This is a genomic window from Acaryochloris sp. CCMEE 5410 (assembly GCF_000238775.2).
Lineage (GTDB): Bacteria > Cyanobacteriota > Cyanobacteriia > Thermosynechococcales > Thermosynechococcaceae > Acaryochloris.
In genome coordinates this window covers 1,256,702-1,278,255 of record NZ_AFEJ02000002.1, presented here as the reverse complement: position 1 = coordinate 1,278,255, position 21,554 = coordinate 1,256,702, and the positions used below count along the sequence as shown (strand labels likewise).

Annotated in this window: 17 protein-coding genes; 13 read left to right on the top strand and 4 right to left on the bottom strand. The window is 47.7% G+C overall.

All coding sequences use genetic code 11. The features are described from left to right. Positions 1–174 precede the first annotated feature (174 nt). From ON05_RS26720 to ON05_RS26695, 6 genes are all read left to right on the top strand, one after another. Positions 175–2,997, top strand: coding sequence for a bifunctional diguanylate cyclase/phosphodiesterase (locus tag ON05_RS26720; protein ID WP_039781016.1), 2,823 nt, complete (start codon positions 175–177; stop codon positions 2,995–2,997). A 294-nt stretch (positions 2,998–3,291) separates the two neighbouring features. Continuing rightward, positions 3,292–3,684: a phosphomannose isomerase type II C-terminal cupin domain gene (locus tag ON05_RS26715; RefSeq protein ID WP_010476322.1), complete on the top strand. Its 393-nt coding sequence runs from the start codon at positions 3,292–3,294 to the stop codon at positions 3,682–3,684. A 140-nt stretch (positions 3,685–3,824) separates the two neighbouring features. Continuing rightward, positions 3,825–5,261, top strand: a complete 1,437-nt coding sequence (locus ON05_RS26710) for a circularly permuted type 2 ATP-grasp protein (protein WP_010476324.1) — start codon at positions 3,825–3,827, stop codon at positions 5,259–5,261. Between the two features lies 1 nt (position 5,262). Next, positions 5,263–6,246 (top strand): alpha-E domain-containing protein, encoded by a 984-nt coding sequence (locus ON05_RS26705; protein ID WP_010476326.1) that lies wholly within the window; start codon positions 5,263–5,265, stop codon positions 6,244–6,246. A 4-nt stretch (positions 6,247–6,250) separates the two neighbouring features. Next, positions 6,251–7,090 carry a transglutaminase family protein gene (locus ON05_RS26700; protein WP_010476328.1) on the top strand — a complete coding sequence of 280 codons (840 nt, stop codon included), beginning with the start codon at positions 6,251–6,253 and terminating at the stop codon, positions 7,088–7,090. A 145-nt stretch (positions 7,091–7,235) separates the two neighbouring features. Continuing rightward, positions 7,236–7,796 (top strand): hypothetical protein, encoded by a 561-nt coding sequence (locus ON05_RS26695; RefSeq protein WP_010476330.1) that lies wholly within the window; start codon positions 7,236–7,238, stop codon positions 7,794–7,796. Positions 7,797–7,815: 19 nt separating this feature from the next. On the opposite strand, the gene ON05_RS26690 is transcribed toward ON05_RS26695, so the two are convergent. From ON05_RS26690 to ON05_RS26680, 3 genes are read right to left on the bottom strand one after another with little or no spacing between them, the layout of a single operon-like run. Then, positions 7,816–8,601 carry a proteasome-type protease gene (locus tag ON05_RS26690; protein ID WP_010476332.1) on the bottom strand — a complete coding sequence of 262 codons (786 nt, stop codon included), beginning with the start codon at positions 8,599–8,601 and terminating at the stop codon, positions 7,816–7,818. 35 nt (positions 8,602–8,636) lie between these two features. Then, a complete protein-coding gene (locus tag ON05_RS26685) occupies positions 8,637–9,434 on the bottom strand; it encodes a DUF2993 domain-containing protein (protein ID WP_010476333.1) in 798 nt (265 codons plus the stop codon). 14 nt (positions 9,435–9,448) lie between these two features. After that, the gene (locus tag ON05_RS26680) at positions 9,449–10,627 is read right to left on the bottom strand and encodes a M20 family metallopeptidase (protein ID WP_010476334.1); all 1,179 of its coding nucleotides are present in this window, start codon (positions 10,625–10,627) and stop codon (positions 9,449–9,451) included. A gap of 235 nt (positions 10,628–10,862) precedes the next feature. On the opposite strand from ON05_RS26680, the gene ON05_RS26675 reads away from it, so the two are divergent. The 4 genes from ON05_RS26675 to ON05_RS26660 all read left to right on the top strand — a co-directional run bounded on the left by ON05_RS26675 (position 10,863) and on the right by ON05_RS26660 (position 15,698). Then, entirely contained in the window at positions 10,863–11,213 is a 351-nt protein-coding gene (locus ON05_RS26675) for a hypothetical protein (protein WP_010476335.1), read from the top strand. Between the two features lie 272 nt (positions 11,214–11,485). Further along, entirely contained in the window at positions 11,486–13,840 is a 2,355-nt protein-coding gene (locus tag ON05_RS26670) for a tetratricopeptide repeat protein (RefSeq protein WP_010476336.1), read from the top strand. 63 nt (positions 13,841–13,903) lie between these two features. Next, the gene (locus ON05_RS26665) at positions 13,904–14,176 is read left to right on the top strand and encodes a glutaredoxin family protein (RefSeq protein ID WP_010476337.1); all 273 of its coding nucleotides are present in this window, start codon (positions 13,904–13,906) and stop codon (positions 14,174–14,176) included. 28 nt (positions 14,177–14,204) lie between these two features. Then, a complete protein-coding gene (locus ON05_RS26660; protein WP_010476338.1) occupies positions 14,205–15,698 on the top strand; it encodes a UDP-N-acetylmuramoyl-L-alanyl-D-glutamate--2,6-diaminopimelate ligase in 1,494 nt (497 codons plus the stop codon). A gap of 21 nt (positions 15,699–15,719) precedes the next feature. Here ON05_RS26660 and ON05_RS26655 read toward each other — a convergent pair whose 3' ends face one another. Next, on the bottom strand, positions 15,720–17,435 hold the full coding sequence (locus ON05_RS26655) for an AarF/ABC1/UbiB kinase family protein (protein WP_010476340.1): 1,716 nt from the start codon (positions 17,433–17,435) through the stop codon (positions 15,720–15,722). 255 nt (positions 17,436–17,690) lie between these two features. On the opposite strand from ON05_RS26655, the gene ON05_RS26650 reads away from it, so the two are divergent. From ON05_RS26650 to ON05_RS26640, 3 genes are all read left to right on the top strand, one after another. Continuing rightward, on the top strand, positions 17,691–17,882 hold the full coding sequence (locus ON05_RS26650) for a hypothetical protein (protein ID WP_139025933.1): 192 nt from the start codon (positions 17,691–17,693) through the stop codon (positions 17,880–17,882). Between the two features lie 70 nt (positions 17,883–17,952). Beyond that, positions 17,953–20,052 carry an adenylate/guanylate cyclase domain-containing protein gene (locus tag ON05_RS26645; protein ID WP_010476342.1) on the top strand — a complete coding sequence of 700 codons (2,100 nt, stop codon included), beginning with the start codon at positions 17,953–17,955 and terminating at the stop codon, positions 20,050–20,052. A 43-nt stretch (positions 20,053–20,095) separates the two neighbouring features. Next, positions 20,096–21,547 (top strand): mechanosensitive ion channel family protein, encoded by a 1,452-nt coding sequence (locus tag ON05_RS26640; protein WP_029315372.1) that lies wholly within the window; start codon positions 20,096–20,098, stop codon positions 21,545–21,547. Positions 21,548–21,554: the final 7 nt, after the last annotated feature.

The window sequence follows — 21,554 nt, the reverse complement described above, 5'->3', positions numbered from 1 at the left end:
CTACTCATATTGCTAAAACCTGGTTAAAAAGGTATTTTCAGTAATTTTCCTCAGGTCAGAAGAAAATTTCATGCCGAAAATAGTAAATACCCCTAAGGAATCTTGCTACCTTGGCCCCCGATAGCCAAATTCCCTCACCACTTATTTCAGCTTCAACCCTAAATTGAGACCAGGATGAATTCGTACGGAACAGCCACTGACTCAGCTCATTTATCTCCAAATGTTGATGTCCTCGATACAGAGACATTAGAAAACCCGATGAGTGATTGGGGCATTGCTATCATTTCTGCCAGTGGACATTTTCAGCAAGCTAACCCCACATTCTGTGAGATTGTGAATGGCTCACTCGATCAATTAGCGGGTTCCCACTATCGAGATATTCCTCAGCTAGTACAGTTGACAGAGTTAGAGTCCCAGTTACAGAAACTCTTACGGGGGGAACTAGAGGTCTTTCATTTTGAAACCGTGCATCAAAATGCTAAGGCACAGGAGTTGCCCTGTCTGTACACCGCCACCGCTGTCCATGGTAGTAAACCAGAAGACAGCAGCCTCTGTCTCAGGCTTCAATACATCCATCCCGACCAGGATTTGCAAAAGGCAACCTTGTATTTAAGGGCCTTAGCGGCAGAAACTGCCAATGATGGCATCATCATTTCTGACGCTACAGTTCCGGGTTTCCCCATCATTTTTGCGAGTTCTAATTTCTACGAGTTCACGGGATATACCCCCGACGAAGTGATCGGCCATAACTGTCGCTTTTTGCAAGGGCCTAAGACAGATGCCAATACAGTCGATGAGATTCGCCTAGCCCTAAAGAACTATCAGCCATTTGAAGGAGAAATTCTCAACTACTGTAAAACGGGTCAACCGTTCTGGAATTTATTGCGGATCAAACCTCTAAGAAATGCCCAAGGTGAAGTGCATTTCTTAGTTGGGATTCAAACGGATATCACCCAACAAAAAGACACGGAAGAGCGCCTTCGCCAATATGAAACCATTTTTAACTCTGCTAGTAGCTATATGGCTTTGGTGGATCAGGATTATTCTTATATAGCGGCTAACCCCATATACACCGAGAAATTTAATAAATCAACCACAAATATATCGGGTCAACATGTTGCAGATATTCATGGCCAGCATTTCTTTCAAGAAATTATTAAACCCGATCTAGATCGATGTTTTGTGGGAGAAAAAGTTCGCAGGCAGCATTGGGTTCCATCTCTGGATGAAACACGATATTTCGATATCGAATATGTTCCGTTTAGGAACCAACAAGAGCAAATTATCGGTGCAGCAATTTCTGCCCGTGACATCACCGTTCTCAAAGATACAGAAGAAGCCCTGCGGGAGAGCCAACAGCGGTTTCATGAGTTTGCTGCGATAGGAGCAGACTTATTTTGGGAAACAGATGCAGAATTGAGATTTACCTACTTATCAGAGCAGCATTGCTCTTTGACCGGGTCCCCCATTGAAGCATGGATCGGGAAATCTTGCTTGGATTTCTATGCTGTGTTCAAACCCACGGCTTGGGATCATTTGAACCAAACCCTAGATACATTAGAACCCTTCGATATTGAAATAGAATGTCAGCATCTGGATGGGAATGCTCGAGTTCTGAGAAGTATTGGCAAACCAGTCTTTAGCCCCCAAGGTGTTTTCTGCGGTTATCGAGGGATTGGCCGGGATATTACTGAAGCCCATTCATTATCACAACAGTTAACGCACCAGGCGACCCATGATTCCCTTACAGGATTGGTGAATCGTCGAGAGTTTGAGCATCAGCTCGGTCAAATCATCGAGGAAAAACAGTCTAATCCAATTCAGCATGCCCTCTGTTTTCTTGACTTAGATCAGTTCAAGATTGTCAATGATACCGTGGGCCACCTAGCAGGGGATGCTCTCTTAAAACAGGTCGCGGATTTGTTGCAGGCTCATATTCGTCAGACTGATATTCTCAGCCGTTTGGGGGGAGATGAGTTTGGTTTATTGCTGAAGAACTGCTCTTTAGAAAAAGCTCGAATTGTTACAGAAAATCTGATCTCTGAACTCTCTCAATTTCGCTTTATCTGGGAAGGCCAACTCTTTAAGATCGGTGCCAGTATTGGGATTGTGCCGATTACTGCAGATGCCGACAACCTAACCCTGCTATTTGCAAAAGCGGATGTTGCTTGTTACTCAGCAAAAGATCGGGGTCGTAATCGGGTTCATCTTTACCATGCTCAGGCTCAAGGGGTTACAGAACAACACAGCGAATTGATGCAGGTAGCGACGATTCGCAAAGCCTTAGAAGAAAGCCGATTTCGCCTCTACTATCAGCCCATTGTTCCTCTCGATACAGAGACTAAAATTCCAGTTTGTTACGAAATTTTGCTCCGTTTGCAAGATCCAGATGGCAAAATTCTTTCACCTAATAGTTTCCTCCCTGCTGCTGAACGATATGGGTTGATGCTAGAGATTGATAAATGGGTAATCGAAAATGTTTTGATCAAGTATGGTGCTTACTTTCAGAGCCAGGAGAACACTCGCATTTCTATCAATCTATCGGGTAGCTCCCTGAATGATGATGCCTTGCTAGATTTTATCCAAACCCAACTGAATAAAACTCAGTTGGAGCCTCATAAGATTTGCTTTGAAATCACAGAAACAGTGGCGATTAGCAACTTTAAGCAAGCGATTCAATGTATCGAAAAAATTAAAGAGTTTGGCTGTCATTTTGCTCTAGATGATTTTGGCAGTGGATTCTCATCTTTTTCCTATCTCAAGCGTTTCCCGATTGACTACTTAAAAATTGATGGCAGCTTAGTGAGAGATATGGTGGAAGATGCAACCCATCAAGTGATGGTCTCAGCCATTAATCAGATTTGCCGGGCGATGCACATCAAGACCATCGCTGAGTTTGTAGAGAATGGAGACACTATTGTTGCGCTTGAGCAAATTGGTGTGGACTATCTACAAGGGTATGCCATGGGTAAACCTCAGCCCCTATTGGCAAAATAAGCTTTGTGAGCAGTTAGGCAATGTGCTATCAGGAAGGATGGCAGCCATTCCATGGGCGTTTTAGAACCATTGGAATAAAGTTTTGATAAAACCTGTGTGGTGATCTTAAATTTTTCTGTAGTTCGTAGTTATTGAGGAAAAGGTGGCCTCTGTGCTGGGCATGCTATTCGACAAATTGGAATAGCCTCTAAAGCCGTTTTTAGAGCTGCCTAGGATTCAGTGAGTCCGGGAGTAACTCAAGATGAATTTGGCCCAATTTATACCTTTAACTTCAATGATTAAGAGCAACGAAGAATGTCTAATTTTCCTATGAGTGCCCATCCCACTCCTATTAGAAAGAACGCCCATCTAGAACAGCAACCTTGGGGCACCCTGACCATTCTGGATACAGGCCCTAGTTATAAAATTAAGCGATTGGAAGTTAATCCAGGGCAAAGCCTGGGGCGACAACTCTATCAGCACCTCAATATTCATTGGATTGTGGTGGCAGGGCTCGCTAAGGTCACGGACAACACGAAAAAGATGCTGCTAGGAGCCGATCAGTCTTGGTATGTGCCTCGCCAGACTTGCCATTGCTTAGAAAATCCTGGACGTTTTCCCCTGACATTGATGGCGGTAGAGCATTGTGTGTTCTTAGGGGAAGGGGATAGCCTCCACTGCCCTGGAGGCTATCTCTGTTCTGCTTAGGGCATGATCTGGATTTGGCGTGACTTAAAGAAAATGAGGATTTTGGGATGTTTCAGTATCGATGTATCGAAACATACAGTTTAGGCCCATCAAGTTACCAGTAAGATACCCTCAAGCTTTTTAGCGTCTGTGGGGTGGCTGTGCGATTTGATACCTATGACCCTGAAAATTTCTATGATGAGCTGTTCCAGAGTGAGCAAACCCCCCGTCCCCAAGGACAAGTTCTGGTAGACAAAATTCATGGTTTGCCGGATGGGGAACTCTTGCAACGTCAACGGGCGGCTCAGGAAGCGTTGTGCAAGCTAGGCGCAACCTTCAACGTTTATGGTGAAACGGAAGGGACTGAACGAATTTTCCCCTTTGATGTGATTCCGAGAGTTATTTCTGCTCAGGATTGGAGTTTCCTAGAGCAGGGCCTTAAGCAGCGGATCCATGCGCTCAATTTATTTATTGATGATATCTACAATGACCAGAAAATTCTGAAGGACAAGGTGATTCCCGAGGAGTTAATCCTGTCCGCTAAGGGATATTTGACACCTTGTATTGGTTTAAAGCCGGCAAAGGGTGTGTGGTGCCATATCACGGGTACAGACTTGGTGCGAGACATTGATGGCCAATGGTATGTGCTAGAAGATAATTTGCGCTGTCCATCCGGTATTTCCTATGTGCTGGAAAATCGGCAGGTGATGAAAAGTACCTTCCCTCAGATCTTTAAAGAAATTCCAATTCAGCCGGTGGATGAGTATCCGAGCCGATTGTTGGCCGCTTTGATTCACTTGTCGCCGAACACCATCAGTAGTCCGACTGTCGTCGTCCTCACCCCTGGTATTTATAATTCTGCTTACTTTGAACATTCCTATCTCGCCCAACAGATGGGGATTGAGCTGGTGGAAGGGCGTGATTTGGTAGTGGTGGATGGCTATCTGCAAATGCAGACGACCAAGGGGTTACAGCAGGTAGACGTGATTTATCGTCGCCTGGATGATGATTTTATGGACCCTACGGCCTTTCGGTCTGATTCTCAGTTGGGGATACCGGGATTGATGGAGGTGTATCGGGCGGGACGAGTTGCGATCGCAAATGCCCCCGGAACGGGTATCGCGGACGATAAAGTCATTTATGCTTATGTCCCGGATATGATCCAATACTATTTGGGTGAAGATCCAATTTTGGCTAACGTTCCCACCTATCTATGTTGGGAAGACCAACAGCTTCACCATGTTCTCGCCAACCTCGATCAGCTAGTCGTCAAATCTGCCAATGAATCGGGCGGGTATGGCATGCTGATTGGCACCCAATCCACCGAGGCAGAGCGCCAGGAATTTGCTCAACGGATTCGCGCTAATCCCCGCAACTACATCGCTCAACCGACCCTTTGTTTATCCAGAGTCCCTACAATATTGGGGGAGGAGTTTTCTGGGTGCCATGTTGATTTGCGCCCCTATATCCTCTACGGTCAAGACATTTATGTCCATCCTGGAGGATTAACACGGGTGGCTCTAAAGAAAGGATCTTTAGTGGTCAATTCGTCTCAAGGCGGGGGGAGTAAAGATACATGGGTGTTGTGCCAGGAATAAAATGCTGAGTCGTGTTGCGGATTCTATCTATTGGCTCAATCGTTATATTGAACGAGCCGAAAATGTCGCTCGCTTTCTAGAGGTTAATCTCAACTTAATTTTGGACTTGCCGACTCGTGTTCAGCAACAGTGGCAGCCATTGGTCGCCACCACCGGAGATAAGGATTTCTTTGATCAACATTATGGAGAAGCCAATGCTGAAAACGTCATCCGGTTCCTCACGTTTGATCATGAATATCCCAATTCTTTGATTTCTTGCTTACAGAAAGCGAGGGAGAATGCTCGATCAGTACGAGAAGTGATCTCTACCGAAATGTGGCAGCACGTCAATGCTTTTTATTTGCTGGTTGCCAATACAGCAGAAGATCTGGCTTTGGCCGATCTTAACCAATTTTTGGAAGATGTGAGGCAGGCCAGCCACCTGTTTGCCGGGATTATGGACGCAACGATTTCCCATAATGAAGGCTGGCATTTTGGCCAAATGGGCCGCTTATTAGAACGGGCCGATAAAACCTCTCGCATTCTTGATGTTAAATACTTTATGCTCCTGCCTTCGTTGCAACATGTGGGGACCCCAATTGATGAATTAGGCTGGATTGCTCTATTAAAATCTACCAGTGCCTATGAAATGTATCGCAAACGCAGCAATCGGCATTTAATTACGCCAGCTGAGGTGGCCGATTTTCTGATCCTGGATCCAGATTTTCCCCGATCGATTCGATTTTGCGCGGTTCAGGTAGAACGGTCCTTACATTTAATCTCGGGGAGTCCTTTAGGATCTTGGTGTAACCCTGCCGAACGGTCCATTGGCCGTTTGCGTTCAGAATTAGAGTTTCTAACGGTGGAAGAAATTATTGAAGGGGGAATGCATCAATTTTTGGATCGATTGCAACAGCAGATGAATCAAGTGGATCAGGAAATTTTCAAAACCTTTTTGGATCGTCGTCCTGTCCATAATCATCTACAAATCCAATCTCAGTCTTAAACTTGTGCGTTTCACAATTGTTCATGCCACGACCTATACCTATCCTCAGGCTGTCGAATTGGGGCCGCACCTGTTTCGGCTTTGTCCCCGAAGTATGGGGGAACAGCAGGCTTCCAAGTTTGAGCTTCAGGTAGTGCCAGAGCCGATAGGTTTAAACCAGACCTTAGATGCAGAAGGAAATGTAGTGATGCGCTGTTGGTGGTCAGAAACCCCAATGACCAAACTGCAAGTGACCGCCACATCCGAGGTGAGAACAACGTGTACCAACCCCTTTAACTATTTGTTGGACCTCTGGGCAACACACTTTCCCATTGACTATCCCAGTTCTCTTAAGGCCATTCTGTACCCCTATCTCTATTCAGATTTGGATGCGGTTGCCACACAGCTGGCTCAGGAGATTGCCTTGGCGGTGAACAGCAATGTGATTCAGTTCCTGACCCAACTCAATCTCCAAATTAATCAATCTTGCCACTACCAAACCCGGCCCACGGGGCAACCCCAGCCTCCTTGGCTAACCTGGCAAAAAAAACAGGGAACGTGCCGTGACTTTGTTTGGCTATTTATGGCGGCCTGTCGCGGTATGGGGTTAGCAACCCGCTTTGTCAGCGGTTATGAGGCGGGGGATCCGAGTCAAGAGCAGATGCTTCATGCCTGGGCTGAGGTCTATCTGCCAGGGGCTGGCTGGCGTGGGTACGATCCCACCATGGGATTAGTGGTTTGTGATCGCCATGTTGCCATTGCGGCAAGCGCCTGGCCCCAACAAACCCAACCCATTTCAGGTAGCTTGCGAGGCGGGAGCAGTAGCCCGATCCCCACCTATACTGTCTCGGTCCATAGCCAATAATGTGATTGGGGAGAGCATGGGCGTTCGTGATCTCCTCCACTAACAAAATCTGTATTAATCACTGGCATCTGTCAGGATGCTGGTCAAACTGGTCATACTGAATAACGACGAGCTTGTGCTCAAAACTTTGGGAGATTTTTGATACATGAGAAATAAGGGAACGTCTTTCGCTGCCTTCTCCATCTTGGGTGGAATGACTGCATTGACGATTAGTGCTTGCAGTTCTACTGCAACCTGGAAAGACTATTCTTCCGCACCCGGGAAATATTCGGTTTCCATGCCAGGTACTCCCAAAGAAGAAACGAAAGCGATTCCTGCCCCTGGTGGTGACAAGCTCAATATGGAAATTGCTCAGCTTGATTTAGGGAAAGAGGCTTTTGTGGTGGCCTTTATGGAATTTCCAGGTGAGTCTAAGCCTCCTATCCCGATCCAACAGTTGATGTCTACCGCCATTAAAGGGGCTGTTGCATCCAGCATTAATGGCAAAGTCAGTAATGAGAAAGAAACCGAGGTCAATGGTGTTCCTTGCCGGGACTTTCAGGCAACGGGCAAATATAAGTCTAAAGATGCTTCTATGGCTGGGAAATTTTGCTTCACCGGAAATCGCCTCTATCAAGTTCTCGCCATGGGCGAAAATACCGGTAAGGCGTTTGACGATAAGGCGACGAAGTTTCTCGCTTCCTTCAAAATTACTGATAAATCCTAGGGATTAAGCAGTAGGACTCCTAAGGCAAGATATCTGTCATCACGAGATGATTATCTTGGTCTTGGTCTTCATTGTCATGCCAAGCTAAATTCGGTAGCTTCTTGAATGCTTGGCGGAGAGAGGTTTCCCAAGATTTGCGTAAGCGCAATAAATAGGGGTCCCCGCGCTCCAATTTGAGCCGATATCCGACTTTCAGGGTATCGGCTTCATACATGGCCATATTGATGGGGGGACCCACCGAAATATTGGATTTCATTGTGGAATCTAGGGAGAGCAGGGCACATTTGGCGGCGGCATCCAGGGATGTCTCGTCATAATTGATGATGCGATCGAGAATGGGTTTCCCATACTTGATTTCACCAATTTGCAAAAAGGGAGAGTTGCGGGTGGCCCGCAGAAAGTTGCCTTGGCTATAGACCATATAGAGTTCTGGCAGTTCGCCTTTAATCTGTCCACCCACCAAAAAACTACAGCTGGCGCTGATATTGTCTTTTTGCAGCCAGTCTTGATGTTGATCGAGGACTTGGCGAGTCTTTTCGCCAAAGTAATGGGCTACGTCATACATGGTGGTGAGTTCGTTAATATTGCCCGGAATTTCTGCTTTGCGATCGCGCCGAATTAACGTCAGTACACTTTGGGTCATGGATAAATTGCCCGCAGTACAGACGAGTATCACTCGCTCTCCAGGAAGAGAAAGATCAAATAATTTTTGGGCAGTCGAAACATAGTCAACTCCTGCATTGGTGCGGGAATCGGCTGCCATAATCAACCCATATCGGGTGATGACGCCCAAACAGTAGGTCATGCTGTGCTCGCCTTTATGTGAGGAAGAGTATGCCTTCAGTCTAGGTCTGATTCTCCAGGTTGGACAGGCATGATTTTAATTTGCCCCTGACAAAGAATGGCTGCTTCTGTAATTTGCAGGACGGTGAGTTGGACATCGGTCCCTAAATCAAATCCAAAGTCATGGAGCTGGGTCAACGGAACGGGCTGATTGGCAGGTGGATAGAATCCCTGGGGTGAATCAAGACGCAATTCATGGGGATTAACGAGCAATAGACCCGTCTCTAAGACGATAGCTTGCAGGGATTGGGTTACAGGATGTTGAACTTGGGCATAGATCTGGAGGCGGTCGCAACTCAGTTCCATCCGCAAGTCTGATAATTGAATCTCGGGTGTAGCCCCAGGCTGCCAGTCAGGGAAAGGCCAGTCGGATACTCCACTGAGCTGCTGCTCAATCAAAGGTACCAATCCCAACTTCATGGCTGTTTGAAAGAGTTCCGAGTCCGTCGATGCGGCTAGATCGGTAGCAGTTAAGGCGGCATCCAGTTGAATGGGCAAGGGTTCTAAGAGTCGAATCGCTTTGCCCCGGAGGACCTGGCGAAGATTGGTGCTGATATTTTCGGCAATGACTTGGGCCCGACTCAGGTGAATGCCTTGATAGACCGCTTGGGCTGCGGATAGAAACACCTTCGGTATGGAGCCTGACAGGAGTTCTCGATTACCGCTGTCGATCTGAAGCTGAAGATCGTCGATGTGATCGAGTTGCGATCGCAACCACAATTTAATCGCTGGGGTGAGAACCCGCGAAATCAGGCGACCCTTCCGTTGGGGGGCAAGTTGTTCTTCTGTTTCCACTCCAATCTCCAGTCTTAGACCTGCTGCCAATAGTTCAGGGCGGCATTGGCCATCGTCATTACCCCTGTGACAATAGCAGATTCTTGGGCTTCAAACTGGGGGTGATGGAGGGGAGGATTGATCTGATCGACCTTCCCCACCCCCAAACGAAACATGGCGCCAGGGGCATGTTCTAAATAGAGGGAGAAATCTTCTGCGCCTAACGATGGCTCCGTAAGGACGCGTACATTTTCGCTACCACAAACACCTTGGGCGGCAGTTTCGATTAACTGGGTCAAGCTGGCCGTATTGTGTACCGAAGGCACCCCCGCCTGATAATCGACGTGATAGCGGGCACCATAGGGGCGGCAAACGCTGGCCACAATCTCTTCAATCCATTGGGGGAGTTGAGCGCGTGTTTCTGGATGTAGGGATCGAACGGTCCCCTGCATTTGGACCTGATCTGCAATCACATTCGGAGCTCGTCCTCCCTTCATTTGGCCAATGGTCAACACCACCGGCCGTAAAGGATTTTGGGTACGGCTAATAGCTTGCTGTAGGGTGGTGATCACTTGGGCCGCAATCCAAATTGCATCCACCGCTTCATGGGGGCGTGCACCGTGACCCGCTTCTCCCATAATCGTAATTTCTAAATTGTCGGCGGCTGCGGTTAGGGCCCCATAGCGCACCGCCACTGACCCCGCAGGAATACTGGGAAACACATGCACGGACAAAATCGCATCGACTTCATCCATGGCACCATCTGCCACCATCCAGCCCGCCCCTTGGGCAATTTCCTCAGCGGGTTGGAACAGGAAGCGAAGTTTGCCCGGAATTTCATCCTGCATGGCCGAGAGCACCATGGCGGTGCCTAAACCGATCGTGGTGTGAATATCATGGCCGCAGGCATGCATCACCCCCTGTTTACGAGAAGCGAACTCTAGCTGAGTCATTTCTTGGATAGGCAGAGCATCCATGTCTGTGCGAATCGCGAGCTGACGAGCATCGTCTCCTTCTCCCTTTAATTCACCGATCACCCCTGTTTTTCCCACTCCCTCCCGTACATGTAACCCATAGGAAGACAGAATGCCAGCAACATAAGCAGACGTTTGATATTCTTGACCACTTAACTCGGGGTAACTGTGCAGATGACGCCGAATCTCAATCAGTCGAGGAGAGAGTGTTTCAGCAAGCTGTTTGATTCGAGTCGACATGCAAACCCTTTGATTTCGCTATCCATACTTTATGCTAGCGGTTGATACTTATTCCTGTAGATTATGTTCAATGTGGGTCTCAATCTCTCAACCGTTTTGCCTTCATTTTTCTGTTCTCAAAAGTGCCGAATTTGGGCAATCTAAGGAAAGCAGGTACCTCGAATTCCCAAGGCTATTTTTAGCTCCAAAGCCGTCCTCCAAACCTATTGACTTTTAGCTTACCCTCAGTATTGTTATGACTTCGAACCAAAATCCAGAAGAAGATTTACGACGTCGGGAACAAGAACTCAAAGAACGAGAATTGAGTGTCCGGTTGCGAGAACTGGAATCAGAAGTCTATGGCAGGTCTGAAGGATCTTCTTCAGCAGCCCAAGAAGTAGAAGTGGTGACGGATGTTCCCCCTACCAAGTCATCCTTCAAGCGCACCCTCCGCAAAATTGTCAATGTCGGTAAATTCCTAGCGGTTGTGGTCGCCGTTGTGGTTGCAGTAAAAATTGCGATGTGGCTGGCGATGGCCATTATGATCGGCTCGATTGCCTATATCTCATATGAGCTATTTCTCAAGAACGATCGCCCTTCTTCCTGAGGTATTGGAGCACTGTAGTCTGTAAGACACCTTGCCTCCTCCTGGGATTATTCTCACTTGGTAGAATTAAACTATAGGGATTCCGAACGACTCGCGATATTCTAAGGGAACCTCATGGTCTAAAGTCAAAAACTACATTCACCCAGTTAGCCCTTAACCTAGATTGAAATTATATTGATATTGAACACGAGAATTCTTTTTCTTCACTGATCTTTCTTGACAGCAACCTAGGCCCTCAAGTGACTGATTTTTTAAGGAGAATCCGCAAGATATTGCCCAACAACTCACCTCCTGCTGGCAGTAACCCAGTAGATGAAGGGGGTGCTTTGGCTAAAGTGTATGGCGAGAATCTCCATAATCCCGATGCTCTAATTAATCGAGCCAATAAGCGAGCCACGAACGGGGATCTGGATGGGGCATTGGGAGACTTTGACGAAGCGATAGCCCTCAACCCAGCTAAGGCCACGGCCTATTTTAATCGAGGTTTTCTGTTCAATTCCCTGGGGAAGTTTGAAGCTGCTATCCACGACTTTTCTGAGGCGATTGAGCTACTCCCAGATTATGATGAAGCCTATTTTCAACGGGGTAATAGTTATCGTCAACGCGGTGAGTTTCAGCGAGCAATTCAGGATTATAGTCAAGCAATTCGCATTAATCCCTATTGCATCAAAGCCTACTATAAACGGGCTGATAGTCGAGCTGAGTTAGGGGATCATCCTGGTGCTCTGACGGATTTCAGTCAGGTTATTCTGCGGTTACCCAAGGATGCGAATGCCTATTGTCAGCGGGGAATGTTTCTCAGTCAGAGCGGTGAGTTGGAGAAGGCGATTGAAGACTTTACATCGGCCATTGAACATAACCCTCGATTAGCAGATGCATACTTTCATCGGGGCTATTGCCTCGCCCAAATGGGAGAAGCTGAGAAGGCCTCTAAGGATTTTAGTGAAGCTTTGCTGCATGATCCGAACCATCAGGCTGCTTATACACGGGCTTATGCATTGGGGATGTTAAAAGAAGCTCCCGTTGATGTCTCTTCTCCCAGCTCAACGGCAACGGATTACCCCCTGTCTCTACTGGAAGAAAGCGTTCCTGTTTCCGTGGAGCCGGTGGAAGATTCTGACGATGAGCAAGAACCTCATCCCGCAACAGTGCCCCTTGAACCCACGTCCATGGAAGGGTTCTTCGAACGGGCGAATAATCGTATCCAGCGCGGTGACTTGGATGGAGCGATTTCAGATTACTCCAAGATCATTGATAATGATCCAGAAAATAGTCAAGCCTACTATCAGCGGGGACAAAGCCTTGGGGCCTTGGGTGAATCCCAAGCAGCTATGGAAGATCTGAATCAGGCGATTCATTGGGCACGGGTACATTCTTTGGGGCTGATACGGGATTTTAGTGGCGAATTGTCGACGACTCTAGAGACGTTGAAGCAGGATCTGAAAGAGCTGTCTTATCAGAGTCCGTTTGCCAAAACTCACCCATTACCACCCGGGACTGCTACTGATCAGCTTCAATCAGCCGATCCGCCTGCTAATGATGTGATTGATAGTTCTAGCGAGCAGCCAGACGCAAGCGGGAAATTAAAAACAGTTGAGCATTCTAATGCTGAGAAGACTAATTCATCAAATACACCACCGACTTCTGCAAAAGAGTCTGTGGTTACGGATATTGTCATAGATCCGCATTTTTCTGAACTAGAGCCATCCTCCTCAGTTGCGCAGGGAGAACCACCAGTTCCGCCACCCCCCGCTTCTCCTCAGCCATCACCCCCAGCCCCTGAGATAACGGCCCCGACTCTGGAACGGGCGATTGCCCAACATACTCGTGCCATTGAACAGAACCCTTTGGATGCAGAGGCCTTTTTTAATCGAGGTCAGAGTCGAGCCTTAGGCGGAGATTTGCAAGGTGCCATTGAAGATTATTCTCGTACGATTCGCCTCGATCCGAATAACCGAGAAGCTTATGTTAAACGAGCGCGTTGCCTGTCGGCCCTGGGGGATGAGGCGGCGGCTCAGGCTGACTTAAACCATGTGATTCGCCAATCCCCTAAGCGTCCTCAGCCTCAACCCTTAAACACTGCATCAGCTCCCTCAACTGAGTTTTCTTACCCCCAAGCAGCGCCGTCTCCTGCTGCCTCAACGCGGCCCTCTCCGCCTCAGGTAGATGACGCGACCCATTCGATGGCGTCCCTGTTTCAACAAGAAAATGAAATCCTTCAGGCTACGCAAACTTCACAGAAGTCCTGTACCCATGAGGGAAATAGCCCAGGCAACCAGTTCTGTATTCATTGTGGTGCATCCCTAAGTCCCCTAGATCGCTATAGCAGTAACTTCTCCGCATCGCCGCCAGATTTTCCTCCAGGAGAGAAGGTGAAGCCCGTCGCTAGTAATCGAAAACAACGATTACAAGAAGCTGAACAATATTATGACCAAGGTGTTGCTTTATTTAGAGATGGCGACCGCCAGGGCAGCTTACAGTCTTTATCAGCAGGGCTCAAGATCTTTCTGGAGCAGCGAGAGATGCAGCGGTATCAACAAACCCTCAACTTTATGCAAGATGTGGCCCATGCCCTCAACGATACCGGAGAAGATGAGGCCGACCCCGATGATAGTCTCCTCCTGTAGACCATCTAGGCTAAAATCCAGAAGCTGATCTGTTTTCGGCGTTGTGTCATCTATGCTGCAATCATGGTTACCTTGATTTTGTACAGTAAACCAGGATGTCACCTGTGCGAGGGTTTACAAGAGAAACTAGAGCAAATCCATGATCCCCCTATTGAACTCGAAATTCGCAATATTACGAGTCGTGAGGATTGGTTTCAAGCCTATCAGTATGAAATTCCCGTATTGATAAAGCGAGAGAATGGGGCTGTGGATCAAGGGACTGAAATACCCCTTCCGCGTCCGTCTCCTCGCTTATCAGTTGAGCAATTGCAGCGATTTCTGCAAAAGTATCTTTAGTGTTTTTATCGACATCAACGGATTGGGCATGGTCAAATTACGTACGTTACTCGCTGAATTGTCTACCCACCTGTGGGAGACGCCCCCCACTGACCATCCAGCCCTAGACGCAGAGATTACGGGGTTAACGACCAATTCCTGGGCAGTCCAGCCAGGATATTTATTTATCGGTATGCCGGGTACCCGCGTGGATGGTGGTAGTTTTTGGAAAAGTGCAATTGAGGCGGGTGCTGCTGCTGCCTTGGTTTCTGATCAAGTGGATCGGGCGGATGTGGGTACCCACTGTGTGTTGGCCCTGAAGGATATGCCTCGGGCTTGTGCTGAGGTGGCAGCCACCTTTTATGGTCAGCCAAGCCAGAAATTAAAGCTGGTGGGCATGACCGGTACAAATGGAAAAACCACCACCACCCATCTGATTGAATATTTATTGACGACGGCCCAAGCCCCCACTGCCTTATTTGGCACCCTGTATGCTCGCTGGCCTGGGCATCAGGTGACGTCTACCCATACGACGCCTTTTGCGGTGGATTTACAGCAGCAATTGTCTGATGCGGTGGCAGCCCAGTGTCAGTTTGGGGTGATGGAAGTCAGCTCCCATGCTCTAGCCCAACAGCGGGTGCTGGGCTGTCAGTTTACGGTGGCTGTGTTTTCGAATTTGACCCAAGATCATCTGGATTATCACCAGGATATGGAAGACTACTTTGCCGCCAAGGCGCTATTGTTTTCCCCGGACTATTTACAAGGGCGAGCCATTATCAATATTGACGATGTCTACGGTCAGCGCCTAGTAGACCAGATCGGTCCGAATCAATGCTGGACTTACAGTATTGAGGGACCGGCGGATTTATATACCAGTGGTCTGTCCTATGAAACCGCTGGGGTTAAAGGACAACTGCATACCCCGAAAGGCACGGTGGAGTTCTTTTCGCCTTTGGTAGGGCAGTTTAATGTCTCTAATCTATTGGCGGCTGTGGGGGCTGCCCTGGAATTAGGACTGACCTTAACGCAAATCACCCCAGCCTTAGCTCAATTCCCTGGGGTGCCCGGTCGAATGCAGCAAATTACTTATTCTGCAGACCAGGATATTAGCGTGATTGTTGATTACGCCCATACCCCCGATAGCCTAGAGAATTTGTTGAAGGCTGCTCGTCCGTTTGTCAAAGGTCAGATGGCCTGTGTCTTCGGTTGTGGGGGCGATCGCGATCGGACTAAAAGACCCTTGATGGGAGAAATTGCCGCGCGTCTTTCGGATCGGGCTATTGTCACGTCCGATAATCCCCGCACTGAGGATCCTCAGCAGATTTTGCAGGATGTGTTGGCGGGTATTCCGACGAAGGTGAAGCCCATAGTGGAGGTGGATCGGCGGGTGGCGATTCAGGCTGCGATCGCACAAGCAAAACCCGGCGATACCATCCTGATTGCAGGCAAGGGACACGAAGATTACCAAATCCTAGGTACAGAGAAAATCCATTTTGATGATCGAGAAGAAGCTCAAGCCGCTTTAGCACAGCGCTATGGTTAAGACTTTGCCTGTTTGAAACGTTTAAGAGACAGGCAGAGGCGGACGGGGGAGCCATTCAGGAAGATTGGAGTCAGAGAATTCAGCCAAGGCGCCTAGGGCAACACTAAAGAGCTTCTCTGGCTTCAAATCGCCTTTAATTAAGTTCCACAGTCGTTCGACTTCTTCAGTATGGAGCCGATCATCCTCGATCAAGGCCAAGACCACCTGACGCCGTAAATAATCTCCCTCATCAGACATCAAGAACTGCATGCCTAAGCGGGCGGTGGGGATGAGATCAAAACTCTGATCCGTTTGTGCGATCGCAATCAGGTTTTCCAGACGCTGCCATTGGAATTTACCATCCTTAAACAGCACTTCCAAGAGACGACGCTGGAAGTCAGGCGTCTCTCCTGCCAACAGACGCTGAGCGACGTAAGGATAACTCACTTCCAGAATCTTGAAGTCAGGATTAAGGCATAGGGCGACCCCTTCTTGAGTCACCAAAGACCGAATGATCAGCGCAAACTTTGCCGGTACTCGAAAGGGATAGTCATACATCAACTCCGAGAACCGATCGGTAATGGTTTTGAAGTTGAAATCACCCACCTTAGCGCCAATGATGTCATCGAATACATCTTCCAGCGCTGGAATAATAGGGCGGATATCTGTTTCAGGGGTGAGAAAGCCCAGCTTGACAAAATCAGTTGCCAGCAACTCATAGTCTTTATTAACGAGGTGAACGACCGCATCCACTAAGGTATTCTTTGTGGTTTGATCGAGCTGGTCCATCATGCCAAAGTCCACATAGGCCATGCTGCCTTCGGAGGTGGCAAACAGATTGCCAGGATGGGGATCGGCATGGAAAAAACCAAACTCTAGCAGCTGACGCAAGCTAGAAATTACGCCAATCTGTACCAGACGATCCGGGTCCATATTGGCATCAACCGCACATTGGCTATCAGTCAGCTTAAACCCATTAATCCACTGAAGGGTCAGAACCCTCTTGCTACTGTAAGCCCAGTGAATCCGGGGCACTTCGACCGCAGGATACTCTTTGAAGTTCTCTGCAAACCGCTCGGCATTCTGACCTTCATTGATATAGTCAATCTCTTCAAATAGCTTGGTCCCAAACTCATCCACAATCAGGGTTAAGTCATGACCTAAATTGAGGGGGAGAAATCGTCCAAACCGAGCCGCCATCCATCGCATTAGATATAGATCTAAGGTCAGCTTCGGTCTTAGATTGGGGCGCTGAACCTTAATGGCGACTTCTTCACCCGTAAACAATCGGCCTCGATAAACTTGGCCTAAGCTAGCAGCCGCAACGGGCTGAGCTGAAATCTCTTGATAAATCTCCCGGACGGGCTGGCGTAACTCAGCTTCAATTTGCGCAAATGCTTGCTCATTGGGGAATGGAGGCAGCTGATCCTGGAGCAACATCAGCTCTGTCAGGAAGTCCTTGGGAATCAGATCAGGGCGAGTCGATAAAGCTTGTCCCACCTTAATAAAAGTTGGCCCTAATTGGGTCAGAATTTTCCGAATCTGAATGGCGCGTTGAGGAGAATGGGCTGTGCTGGTATGGGTCCATCGATCCCACAACAGCCCCCAAATAAATCCACTGAAAAGACTGATAATGTAGATAAGACGCCAGAGCGCTTTCCAAGGACGCCAGCGGTAGTAAGCAGCGATCTTACGGGCGTCATATCGCTGCAGTGCGCTGTTAGCAGGCGGGGGGGATGACATGAGCTGTTGCTGCATCACGTTGCGTTGTCCTCACAACTCCAAAACTGCGTTCTCAATACCCTTAAACCATTGCAAATCTAGCTTTTTATTGAAGTTTTTAGCACTTCCCAAATCACAAATTTGCAGGCTAAAACTGATTGCTTGGCAACTATGCTCAAGACCATCTTTTCTTAACTTAAATATAGTATAAGAAAGTACAAATTAAATCCTGTTTAGGTAAAGATACATAAAGTTTAAAGACTTGCCTCTTGCCAAAGAGATTGATAGTGTTTGGCTGAAGTACCTTATGGTGTAAAGGTTACAAGCGCGATGGCGCTTCAATCCTTCCCTCAGGTAATGGAAAAACGAATGTTAATGACCTGGCTCGAAAGTGAAAGCCGTTATCTCCAGGATTCCCTCATTTCAGGATTCAACTCCAATATCTCTACAGTTGTAGCAAAAACAAAGATTTATCAGCCATAAACGGTACGAAGCGTGGTAAAAACAAGCCAAGTGCAAGACCGTGACCCATTGCCCAAGGAAGATCTGACGAGTGCTGAAGAAGCTAAGTATTCAATCCAAATTGACCCTGATGTTCCTAGGGGTCAGCGTAAGCTCAATCTTAGTGATTGCTTTTATTGGTTACAACAGTGGTAAAGCTGCGTTGACTCGCCGCATTTTCAATCAGCTCACTAGCTTGCGTACGTCTAAAAGCTACGAGGTGCGTTCGTTCTTTGATCAACTGAATCACCAAATGCGCTTTCTCAGTGATGATCCCACCACTAAAGAGGCCATGAAAGCCTTTAAGCAAGCCCACCAGGAACTCAAGTCCCAAAAAATCCCCAGTCAGTGGCAGCAAGCGATTCAGGCTTACTATCAAAAGGAGTTTATCCAGCCTTTAGACGCCAATATAGACGGAGAGCCTCAGGTACAAACCTATTTGCCCCTGGGGAATAGCGATGTTTACCTGCAATATCACTACACGATCAAAACACCGGATTTTGATGAAAAAGTCAAAATTGATAATCCTGGGGACGGGAGCAAATATACTCAAGTCCATCAGCGATACCATCCAACATTCCGCTCTTTGGTCTCAGAGTTTACCTATGAAGATTTATTCCTGATTGACCCTAAGTCAGGGAAAGTTGTTTATAGCGCCTATAAGGGGGTTGATTTCAGTACAGATTTGGAGTCAGGACCCTATTCTCAAAGTGTCTTAGCTCAAGCCTTCCGAGAGGTGGTGCGTAAAGGAGAACCCAAGTTTGTAACCTTCACCGACTTTGAACCCTATCGTCCCTCTCACAATAGTCCTGCTGCCATTATTGCGAGCCCATTATTCGAGGGAGGAGAACTCATTGGCGTCATGGCCCTCCAGGTCAATATCAACAAGATTGACGAAGTTATGACCAATGGTCAACGGTGGCAAGACATGGGTCTAGGTAAAAGTGGAGAAACCTACTTAGTGGGGCCCGATTTCCTGTTGCGCTCTAACTCGCGCTTTTTATTGGAGAACTCTCCCAGCTATTTCCAAACCCTGTCTAAAAGTGGTGTGGAGTCGTCACAAATTGAGCGGATGCGGCGGCAGAAAAACTCAATCTTGGAGCAAGAAGTCAAAACAGTTGCAGCCCAGCGAGCGCTGTTGGGTAATTCTGGCATCGACATTGTCAATGACTATCGTGGCATTCCAGTGCTCAGTTCCTACAGTACGCTGCAAGTCAAAGGCTTGGACTGGGCTATCTTAGCGGAAATGGATGCCGATGAAGCGTTTGCCCCCATTACTGAATTTCAGAAGCAAGTCCTGATTTCCACCGCAATTTTGATCTTAGTGATCACCATTCTGGCGCTGTTACTGTCTCGCTTGTTTGTAAAACCGATCCAAACGTTGATTACCGGCTTTCGGCAACTGAGCGAAGGTAATACCGATGTCACCGTTTCCATGAATTCTCAAGATGAATTCCACGATCTGGCGGTTTCGTTCAATCAAATGGTGGAAAGTCTATCCCATAAAACCCAAGCCCTCGAACATCAAAGCCAGGAAAATGAGCAATTACTCTCCTGCATTTTGCCGGAACCCGTTGCTCAACGCTTGAAAAGTGGTGAGGAGCAAATTGCGGATAGCTATGCCAATGTCACTGTATTATTTGCAGACTTAATAGGATTTACGGATCTGGCTGAAATACTTTCTGCTAGTGAGATTGTGGCTTTGCTAAATGAGTTAGTTCGGGCTTTTGATGAAGCAGCCGAACGCTTCGGTGTCGAAAAGATCAAAACCATTGGCAGTGGCTATATGGCTGTGTGTGGCCTGTCTGTCCCTCGGTTGGACCATACCAAACGGATTATGGACTTCGGCATTGAGATTACCCGGATTGTGCAGCGGTTCAACCAAACTCATCAAACGGCGTTGAAAGCTCGCGTCGGCATTAATTCTGGCGCGGTGGTGGCAGGCATTGTTGGTCGCAGTAAGTTTATTTATGACTTGTGGGGAGATACGGTCAATATTGCTCATCGCATGCAAACGGCGGGTGAAGGTGATACGGTTCAGGTCAGTCAAGCGGTTCATAACCAGCTGGGTGATATTTATGAGTTTGAAAATGGCCGTGAAGTAGAAATTAGCGGTGATAATAAGCTCCCTGCTTGGTTGCTCAAGATTTAGCACTCTTTTTTCCCATCTCCCCTGACATCTTTTTCGTGCAAGTATGACTTCTTCTCTTCTTCAGCAATCCTGGTTCCTCTGGAGTTGCGGCTTGATGGTTGGGTTCCCCTGCCTGATGTTGGTTTTAAATGAATCCATTGTCTATTCCCAGAAACAGGGGAAACCACTTGTCCAGACTCTGAGAATCTTGCGAAATTTGGTGTTACCAATTTTTGTGGGGTTTATTGTCTTGACTAAAATTGTCGGCTTAGATCCTGAACAAACGGCCATTCGCTTGATTCAGACATCTTTGTGGGTGTCCTTAATCCATGCGGCATTGTCCTTTGTAAATGTTTTGCTGTTTGTGGAGGCAGGGGGCCATACTTGGCAAGCTCAGGTGCCTAAACTCTTGAGAGATTTAACTCGATTTTTCTTGATATTAATCGGGACGGCTTTTGTTCTTTCTTTGGTCTGGAAAACGGATTTAGGGGGCCTCCTCACGGCCTTAGGGGTTAGCTCTATTGTCATTGGTTTGGCCCTACAAGATACCCTTGGCAACTTGTTTTCAGGGATTGCCCTGTTGTTTGGTCGCCCCTTTGTGATTGGCGATTGGCTCAAGTTTGGGGACACAGTCGGCAAGGTGATTGAGATTAACTGGCGGGCTGTCCATTTGATTACCCGCAATAAAGAAATGCTGATTGTGCCCAACTCTGTGTTGGCCAAGGAAGTGTTCTATAACTATCGACGCCCCCAATCGTTGCATGGAGAACCGATGGAATTGGGGTTTTCCTACGATGACCCCCCCAATAAGGTTAAGCAGGTGATCCGGCAAGCGGCTCTAGAAACACCAGGGGTTTTATCGGATCCAGAACCGATTATCCAAACCAGTGCCTATGGGGATTCATCCATTAATTACTATGTCCGTTTATATTTACGAGAATATGATCGGGTACCCGAGATCCGCGATGCATTTATGACTCGGGTTTGGTATGCTGCCCAACGCCATGGCTTAACGATTCCATTTCCCATCCGCACTCTGATTCATGAACGCCCCCCCAAGCCTGATTTAAATGGCGGTACGAATCGGATTATTACGGAGTTGCGATCGCTACCCTGTTTCATCACGACCCATGCAGAAGTCTTGGAGCAACTGGTGACCAATGCAGATTTTAAATCCTTTGGCAAAGGCGAACGTATTATCTATCAAGGACAGGAAGAGGTAAATCTGCACTTTCTGTTGACCGGGCAGGTCCAGATGAACGTCCTGAGCCAAACCAACCATGACCAAGAAGTGCTGAGATTATCCAAAGGAGATTTTTTTGGGGCCACAGCTTTGCTCTCCAGAGAACCGAGTTCTAACTCCGTTGTTGCCCTAAGCGATGTGGATGTCATGATTTTAGAAATCGAAGCCATGCAGGTTTTGATTGAACGCACCCCCCAACTGGCAAGAGAGATGGATGAAATCATCGAAGCCCGACGCAAAGCGATTCAAATTGCCCACCAGACCTATGCTTAACCGATGA

Coding starts and splice junctions, on each gene's coding strand:
- ON05_RS26695 (WP_010476330.1), top strand. CDS start 7,236: ATGAGAAATAAGGGAACGTCTTTCGCTGCCTTCTCCATCTTGGGTGGA.
- ON05_RS26675 (WP_010476335.1), top strand. CDS start 10,863: ATGACTTCGAACCAAAATCCAGAAGAAGATTTACGACGTCGGGAACAA.
- ON05_RS26665 (WP_010476337.1), top strand. CDS start 13,904: ATGGTTACCTTGATTTTGTACAGTAAACCAGGATGTCACCTGTGCGAG.
- ON05_RS26690 (WP_010476332.1), bottom strand. CDS start 8,601: ATGACCTACTGTTTGGGCGTCATCACCCGATATGGGTTGATTATGGCA.
- ON05_RS26655 (WP_010476340.1), bottom strand. CDS start 17,435: ATGCAGCAACAGCTCATGTCATCCCCCCCGCCTGCTAACAGCGCACTG.
- ON05_RS26705 (WP_010476326.1), top strand. CDS start 5,263: ATGCTGAGTCGTGTTGCGGATTCTATCTATTGGCTCAATCGTTATATT.
- ON05_RS26720 (WP_039781016.1), top strand. CDS start 175: ATGAATTCGTACGGAACAGCCACTGACTCAGCTCATTTATCTCCAAAT.
- ON05_RS26640 (WP_029315372.1), top strand. CDS start 20,096: ATGACTTCTTCTCTTCTTCAGCAATCCTGGTTCCTCTGGAGTTGCGGC.
- ON05_RS26660 (WP_010476338.1), top strand. CDS start 14,205: ATGGTCAAATTACGTACGTTACTCGCTGAATTGTCTACCCACCTGTGG.
- ON05_RS26715 (WP_010476322.1), top strand. CDS start 3,292: ATGTCTAATTTTCCTATGAGTGCCCATCCCACTCCTATTAGAAAGAAC.
- ON05_RS26680 (WP_010476334.1), bottom strand. CDS start 10,627: ATGTCGACTCGAATCAAACAGCTTGCTGAAACACTCTCTCCTCGACTG.